The organism is Bacillus cereus group sp. MG1, assembly GCF_040460035.1.
GTDB lineage: Bacteria > Bacillota > Bacilli > Bacillales > Bacillaceae_G > Bacillus_A > Bacillus_A cereus.
Genome location: NZ_JARVGY010000013.1, coordinates 1 through 8,558, shown reverse-complemented (window position 1 = coordinate 8,558; position 8,558 = coordinate 1). Strand labels below are relative to the sequence as shown.

Sequence of the window (8,558 nt, the reverse complement as noted above, 5' to 3'; positions counted from 1 at the left end):
AAATAGACCATGATACCAATTACATATATAATACAATTAGATTCTTTAACAATCATTTTAGTCTTATGATTCTTCAGCCCATTGAAGAATCCAACATCTTCAGCCCATTGAAGATGTTTTTTTTATATCTAAAATCCCATTTACTAAATCAAAAACATTATTTAATGTTATATTCGAAACTGGTTCTGGAACACGTTTTATCATAGTCGATAAAACCATTTCATCCGGCACATAAACTTTTATATTTTTCTTCGCTCTTGTAATTCCTGTATATAATAAATTATTAGTATTCAATTTCGGCTGACTATCTACAAATACCGCCACATTCTCATATTCACTACCTTGAGATTTATGAACTGTAAATGCATAAGCCGGTACAATTTCTTCAGTATCTTCATACTTGTAAAATACTTCTCTATCCTCTAGATCCAAACGAACACAAACACCACATTCATCGTAATCAACAATTTTTCCAGTATCACCATTACTAACATTTCTAGCCGAACTATTAGCAATAATCATGACTCTATCATTTAAATCATACTTAAAATCATCAAAACAAAGTGTAATATCTTTCTTTTCAGCTTGAACAATCATATTTATATCCTTAGCTAATTTCCTTGTGTTTGTAAGAATTTGATATCCATCCGAAATTAGTTTTAAAACCAATTCTTTCATATCCTCACCAAACAAATTATAATCAATACTTTTACGATTCAAAACATTATAAGCTTGTCCAAGTACAGCATCTTCACTTCTGAAAACTTGTGTTAATCGAACAGTATTAACAAAATCTAACGCTTCTAACTCAGGAATAATACTTGTATCATTTACAGGTGGCAATTGAGCATCATCACCCGCAAAAATGATTTTCACATGACTAGGAACTGCTTGAAGTAATTTCGCCAAAATCTCACGTGGAATCATTGAAACTTCATCAATAATCAGATATGCACAATCAATTATGTTATATTCATTCTTGAAAAACTTCGAATTAAAATTAGAAGAACATGTTTTATGTATAGTTAATGATTTATAATCCTGTAAATCATATTCCCTAAATAATTCACGAATCCTACTAGAAGCCTTACCTGTATAAGTACAAACAATTGTCTTATTTGGATCTGGTTTTAAACGTTTTAACAAATTAACAAGAGTATATGTTTTTCCTGTTCCTGCTCGTCCTAAAAGCAAAGTAATACGATTATCAATAAATGACCTCATCAATCTCACTTGGTCAAAAGTCAGGCCCTCTGTTCTATAATCACCAAGTCTTTCTACTAAGAAATCCATAGAAGACATTTGTAACAAGCGTTCATGAATCATATAACTATATTTAATTTCATCAGACAAATCTAATTCTCTAACTAAATGATGTAACCTTATAGCATGTTCATCTCGAAGCATTTTTGAATGCTCTTTTATAAAACCTTCTACTGATTCATAAACATCCCCAACATTTAAAGGAATTTCATAACTACTAGAATTCAATTGATAATCAAAAACACCCAATTTAATATATTTTAAATCTTTTTCATCTTTTTCTTTGAAAATCTTAATAGAATTACTAGAACTAATAAGTTTTTTAGAAATATCACCATCACTTTGCATAGTTAGAAAAGTATCTATTGTATCCTTTGTAACATAATTGGTGATTTTCGAAACATAATTAGAAACAATATCAGTATCAACAGAATCATAAGTTAAATCAGGATTTTTTCTCAAAGCATCTTCTACAATATAAGTGTTATCATAAACTTCACTCACACCTTCTACGGTAAGCTTCTTTAACAAAGTATGAGGTACATAACGATTACTCAAAAAATGATAATGAGGTTGTCCACTCTTATGAAACTCTAAAACTCTAATAAATTTAAAATCAACAAATTCATTTTCTTCAAAACGCTTAGAAATATTATTATATAATTCATCTCTTAAAGACTGGTCTTTACACTTACAATCATAAATATAAAGAAACCTTTCATAAATCAAATCACTATATATATCCTTAAACTTAGCTTTATCATCAGAACTTAAATTCTTATAATAAACTTTTTTACGCTTAGCAACAGAAATAACAGCATCATAACGAGAAATTCTAAACAATTCTACTTCAACATCAGAAAGGATTGTTTTTTCTTTCTTTTTCTCATACCATTTCACAGCTTTCTCATAACTAACTTTTTTTCTTTTCATATAACCTTCAATAGTGAACTCATTAGATAAGAATTTACGTATATTCTTAAAAATCTTTTCCAAATCATTAATACCGTCAGTAGATGTAAGAGTATTAAAGAAAAATAAACGCTCTCGTTGAGAATAAAAACGAACCATCTTTTGTATATGTGCGGCAATTACTGGCTGACATCTAGGACACTCTAATTTATTACAAGTTAAAGACTTAGCATAATGCTTACCAGTTTCTTTAGACTTCAGATGTGCTGTCTTTTTGCCACACTTAGAAACGTCTAAAGCCATAAACAAACACCTTTCCAAGTAAAATAATCAAACAGACATATATAATTTGAATTCATTCAAAAATTCATTAGGTTCTACATAAAATTTATTATAATGATCTATACAAGAACCAGTAAAAGTTATAACTCTATCGACCTGATCATAAGGAATAGATATCAATACAGATTCAAGAGTAAAAATAAATAACATCTGATCACTATAAACACCTAAATCGTCCAAAGAAAATCCAAAATCATTTTCAACTTTAAAAAAAGAAGTTTTCTTAGCCAGATCAGAAGGAACCAAAAGACCAAGATGTACAGAAGAGTCAATGCAACTAACAAGAACAAACTTACCGAGACTCGAAGAAACAATACCAGATAAACAGGAAGGAGAGACCACGAAACCACCTCCTCAAAAATAGTAAAACAAAAAAGTTCGACTCTATCCCCTATTAATATTAACAAGTTAAGTAAAGAACTACTCAAACCCCAAAAAACATTTTTTTGATTCACCAATAATAACTCTATAATAATCGCTCAACAAAGCGCCCATTTACACAGTGAACTGTCAAACAGGTTTTATTACATAAACTCAACGTTTACTAAAGTAAATATTAAGAATGTGCATGCAACCATTCTTTAAAACACTCAAACATTTTTTAGAATCCTCTTCAAATATAGGACAATCATAAACTCTAATAACTTCAATACCTTCATAAAACACAAAATTAACTCCAGTACAAATCCCTTTTAACATCAAGTTATCAGAATTAAAATCTTAGAAAATATCTTCTGCAATCTTCACAACTTCCTTGCTAAAAAAAAACACTTAATAAAACACCTTCAAAAGTATCATTCTCGCTTGGCGAAACAACTACATAATAGCCAGGATTCTTCCTAGCTATTTCCTTAAACTCCTTAATGTTTCGCAAGATAGCATTCCCCTTAAATCTCTTTTTAAAATTAATGTTTTTGTCTCTTTAACTTTTCAACTGTCGTCTCATTTTTAAATACACGTTTATTTAAAACATCAATCTCCACATCTTTTTCTTCAACTAACTTATATAATTTCGTAAAATTATCATCTATTTCCATACGATGTGCTTTTAATTCTTGTTTCAATTCCTGCACATCACCACTTACTTTATCTACCTTTTTATCAACATCATCTAGTTTTTCTAGAATTTTCGTTAATAATTCTTCCATACAAAATCCCTCCTTTATTTAGAAGCCTTAACAAATTGTTCAGCCATTTCCTTGAACATTCCAGCTATCAATGGATTTTGAAGCATAGATTCCATTTGAGGTTCTACATTTTCTATCATTGCCGGTATCATTTTTTCTCTAGTGTAATCTTTAATATCATAATTATTGTCTAGCCACTGACCAACAATAAAATTCACCAAAGCACTCACTGACATTCCGTAGCGATCAGACATATCATCTAACTTTTGTGCCGTAATTTCAGAAAACCTAACAGGGACACGTCTCCTCTTATTCTTTTCTTGAATTGTTTCATTTTCCATAAAAAAAGCCTCCTTATTACAAAAGCTAATACTAAAATCCACAAATCTAATATGTAAAAGTGCAATTCGCATATGCAAAAACACAATTTACATATTAAAAAAGAGATTTTGTATATACGGTGCTATTATATTGTATATACAATATAATAATGAATCCAAAATGGCACCACTATTTTTTTCTTTCTGTTACTAATATTATCTTAAAACTAGCATATAAACAAGAAATATTTAACAAAAAAAACAAATAAAAAAAGCCTTATCGGCTAAATTTATCTTTTAAAAAAATGCCACCATTTTTTTTTATTACTTGCTGCCACCATTCTTTTCACTTCTAACATTTCTTTCATTAATCTAACTAATTGCTGATCTCTATCTCCAACGCTTGTTTCAATCATCTTAGTTTGATTTGATTGTTCATTTAATTTAATAGTTAATTCATCGATTTTATTATTCTGCATTAAAATCAATTCCTTTAACTCTTCAATCACCTTATTATCCCCTCCATTTTCAGGAGATATATCGGTTATAACTTGATTCTTATTCGAAATACCAAACTCTTCACCAACAACTCTACAAGATTCTTCTATAGTCCTTCCTGGTTCCGCCTTAACTGATAATAACCTCTTAAATACTTCTAAATCATATTCACTAAACATTACCTGTCCTTTTGAATCTCTTAAGAAGTTATATCCGTTATATCTCTCAAACATACCATAATATTTTTTAAAAGTTGTATGATTAATATTTAATGTTTGTGCTGCTTGTTTTGTTGTTTGATATATAACAACCATTGCAATCACCTCACAAATTTACATTCGATATAACCGATATAACTCCTTGTTTTATAATTTATATAAACTTTATAAATCACAATGAAATTTCACGTCCCGTATTTTCCACAAAATTAAACCGTCCTTTTTAAAAAAAGGGACACAAAAAATTTTTTATGTGGGATATTCCCACACCCTTTACGCTCACAGCGGGTGTCCCCCAAACAATGTTTGGGAGTACGCAATAGCTTGGTTTACTATTCCTTTAGGCAACCCTACGGGACATCAACTTTTATTTAAAAAACTTTTTACAAACCAAAAAACTTTTCTAAATAAAACTCCTTCGCCTTGCTACGGCTTCTTACAGGCTTTCCATTTCCATCTACCGATTCACATTTCAAACCTTTCAGAAGTGATTTTGCGTACTCTGATGAATATATACATCGTTCCTTCTTTTATTCATTCTACCTTTATACCTGAAGTTATATCGGCTATATCTTCTATAACTCACAATTAAATCCAACTATATATTAAATACCTCTATAGATAACTACCTTGTTAATATTTTTCATCCTCTTAACGCTTAACTATCCCTGGCGCGCATCCGCCTAAGGCCGAATGCTCGCCATACCTAACATAACCTCTAGGGCGTAAGCACTAATTCTGCGACAAATATTAAAAACATTTTTTCTATAGAATCTCTAAATATATACTTATCTCTTCTTGAGACCCAAGCACTATATCCGTATTTAAACCTCCAACTACCCTGAATTTAGTCCTGCTGCCATTTCATTTTGATTTTTTTATAACAATTACTTGTATAAAAACCTTCATGCTTCGCTCCAATATACTTCAAAAACTGTCTTCCCTAATCTTCGCTATTCCTCGCTAATTACCACAAACATTAATTATTTAATCAATCGGATCTATTAGTAATGCTACATCAAAACATTAGTAACATAGACCTTATAAATATTTTGTAACCACAAAACGTATTACCTTTTTCAATTGTGGCCACAACCCTGTACACAATGAAAAATTATTCTATCAGGCTTTGACTGATACACGTAGACACAACTGTATCCCTCTCCTTATCCTGCATTTTCTTTTTTTAATACAAAATATTTACCAACTTAAAAAGCCATATAAACCTTTTTTAAAGAAGAGCATAAGGAAACCGAATCCCACTTTATAAAAAAAGTGGTGAAATAGGCTGAGCCTATTGGGTTTCTAGTTTGTGAATTACGGGATGCCTTTTTGGGCTTTGTAGCCCATTTTGTGTACGTTTAAAGCACTTTTGTGGCACGTTTTGTGTCCCTTGTAGCACCCTTTACGCCCCTTTAAATCAACGTTTTTTTAACCAAAAAAAGTGGGACGTCTTTTTTTTACTCATATGCGTTCTGTATGCGTTTTTGGTCATTTTGTATGCGTTTTGTATGTGAAAAAAATTAAAAGTATGCGTTTTGTATGCGCCAAAAGTGACCACTAAACGACCACGAAAACTGGGACGCCTATTTATTAATTAGTGGTCACTGGGTGGTCATTTTTTCATTCTGATGGTCATTTGGTGGCACTTAGTGGTCACTCAGTGGTCACTAAAAATGCACCCAAAAATTGAATTTGTGGTAAAATAAAAACGAAATTCAGCGAAGTTTTTTTCTGTTCACCTTCGCAATAACATAAACAAAAAGAACAGATTCATATTCAGCGGAGTTGTTACTCATTCACCTTCGCAACAACATAAAACAAAAGAATGATGATTAATTTTGGAGTATCCATACCTTAGTTGGAACTAAAAAATTGGTGTAGCCTTACCGTAGTAGGCATAAAAATAAAAAAAACGATATGTTAAAGCTATCCTTTTGGGTAACGTTAACATATCGTTTTTTTATTCGCTAATACAATAATGCACATGGCTGCTGTGCATTGATCCTCATCAACCTCTTCTTAAAAACTATTAAAATATACAACATTTATAAATGGGATTTCATTTTATCTTTTACAAGCATTATCAATCTAAAAGCAAAAAAAACAATTTCCAATAGCATATTATATACATTGAAAATCCATTGGAAACACATTGAAACTCCATTGATTTTCTCATATTTATGATATCACGTTTTTGTTAGGCTTTGTCTAACCTGTCACCTTTAGTGATAGCAAAAAAACCTTATGCTCTTTTCTATAAATAATCCTCATTTAATATAAATTTATATAGAACTATTTCTTAAATATATTATCTACCTCATCATAATCACGAAACGTTACTGTATCTTCACATTGAATATAAATCCCTTCTCCAAACCAAGCAAAATTCTTACCCCAGATCTTACGTAAAACTTCAAACAAACGTTCTTCTCCAGTATCCTTATCCAAAAGAACTCCTTCAATAATCTCATCATCATCAGTAAAAACCACTACATTTTGATTAATTAATCTCTTAATCTTAGATTCCAAAAACTTATCTTCTAACATAATAAAATCCCCTTCAATCTTCTTTTTTTGCACGTAAAAATAACGTATTTTTTCCGTACAATTTGTATTATACGACATTTTTCCGTACAATACAAGGAGAGGTGATAATAATGACAGATAAAAAAGAAAGAGTAGAAATGAGAATCCCACAATCAATATTAAAAAAGGTTGACGAATACAAAGAAGAAAATGGAATTTCTACTAGAACAGCAACAATTCTAGAACTTATAAGAAAAGGATTAAATAAATAAAAAAAATAGAAGGGATAATATACATATCCCTTCTAACTAATATCTGATTCTATATAATAAATACGATCAATATAATCTAAATTCTCAATATAGCTCAACTTGCCTTGAGTGACTAAAAAATCTAAATAACTACAAACGTGAACATAAATATGAGGCTTTCCAGTAAGATAACGTTTATCTAAAGAGCCTACCTCTTTAATCATAAATTCACATAGTTGTCTCACACTTACAGAATTAACATTTTGTATAAACTGCAAAATAAATTCTTGTTCAACAAAACTTAAAAATTGATACGAAATGTTCTTCTCAATAGAAACAGGTTTCACTTTCACAGGCTGACTTCTTACAGTTTGAACATTATCATCATCTAAATCAAATCCAAAAACAATGTCTTCATCAAACAGAGAAGCTTGTCCTTCTTCTTTTCCCTCATTTATTTCAAAATCTACAGAATCATTTTTCTCAACAATATTCTTCTTAAATGAATTATAACTTCTCAAATCACCTTTTAATCTCATAACCTGACGATCTAATAAAGGTAAATCTAATTCTAAATGCTCTCTAATATCTATAGGCATAATCAAATCATCAGGAATAGAACTTACACCTAAATTTTCAAATAAAGACCAACCAGATGAAATTTTATTCAAAATTTCATCTAACTCACAATCAATCTTATACATTCCCTTCAAAACTGCTTTAACAATACTAGAAGGTAAACCTGTATGTCTTTCAAAATGATCCTTACCAAATTTCAAAATTTTATTAGTAACTAAATTCTTAACAATATATTGATAGCGTAAAGGACGACCACACTCACACGGATGTTCATTAGAAACTTTCCCTGCATCAATATACTCAATAAACATCCATTGAGTAGATATATGTTCAGCATTCTCTTCTAATCCGTCACCTTTTAACCTAGCTAACACACTAGCAAATGCTGTTCGTTTACCTCTCTTCAAAAAATTATGTAAATAATCTTGTTGTTCATCAGACAAACTACCCATTATTTTATCCCTATCTTCAAGGTCCAAATAAGTACCATACATAAACAACAAATCCTTCCAAATAATT

8 protein-coding genes are annotated in these 8,558 nt (G+C 30.2%); 1 reads left to right on the top strand and 7 read right to left on the bottom strand.

Annotated elements, in window-relative coordinates:
* Positions 1–99: 99 nt before the first annotated feature.
* From QCI79_RS34890 to QCI79_RS34865, 6 genes are all read right to left on the bottom strand, one after another.
* The gene (locus tag QCI79_RS34890; protein ID WP_021728860.1) at positions 100–2,478 is read right to left on the bottom strand and encodes an ATP-dependent DNA helicase; all 2,379 of its coding nucleotides are present in this window, start codon (positions 2,476–2,478) and stop codon (positions 100–102) included.
* Between the two features lie 27 nt (positions 2,479–2,505).
* Positions 2,506–2,859, bottom strand: a complete 354-nt coding sequence (locus QCI79_RS34885; protein ID WP_000254575.1) for a hypothetical protein — start codon at positions 2,857–2,859, stop codon at positions 2,506–2,508.
* Between the two features lie 563 nt (positions 2,860–3,422).
* A complete protein-coding gene (locus QCI79_RS34880) occupies positions 3,423–3,665 on the bottom strand; it encodes a hypothetical protein (protein ID WP_000391897.1) in 243 nt (80 codons plus the stop codon).
* A 14-nt stretch (positions 3,666–3,679) separates the two neighbouring features.
* Positions 3,680–3,985 (bottom strand): hypothetical protein, encoded by a 306-nt coding sequence (locus tag QCI79_RS34875; protein ID WP_021728859.1) that lies wholly within the window; start codon positions 3,983–3,985, stop codon positions 3,680–3,682.
* 269 nt (positions 3,986–4,254) lie between these two features.
* Positions 4,255–4,776: a DUF3967 domain-containing protein gene (locus QCI79_RS34870; protein WP_021728862.1), complete on the bottom strand. Its 522-nt coding sequence runs from the start codon at positions 4,774–4,776 to the stop codon at positions 4,255–4,257.
* A 2,199-nt stretch (positions 4,777–6,975) separates the two neighbouring features.
* Complete coding sequence (locus QCI79_RS34865; RefSeq protein ID WP_000888628.1) at positions 6,976–7,230, bottom strand: hypothetical protein; 255 nt, start codon at positions 7,228–7,230, stop codon at positions 6,976–6,978.
* A gap of 110 nt (positions 7,231–7,340) precedes the next feature.
* On the opposite strand from QCI79_RS34865, the gene QCI79_RS34860 reads away from it, so the two are divergent.
* A complete protein-coding gene (locus QCI79_RS34860; RefSeq protein WP_000130115.1) occupies positions 7,341–7,481 on the top strand; it encodes a ribbon-helix-helix domain-containing protein in 141 nt (46 codons plus the stop codon).
* A gap of 32 nt (positions 7,482–7,513) precedes the next feature.
* On the opposite strand, the gene QCI79_RS34855 is transcribed toward QCI79_RS34860, so the two are convergent.
* Positions 7,514–8,558 (bottom strand): DUF3895 domain-containing protein (locus QCI79_RS34855; protein WP_353842283.1); only part of this gene is annotated, 1,045 nt, incomplete at its 5' end.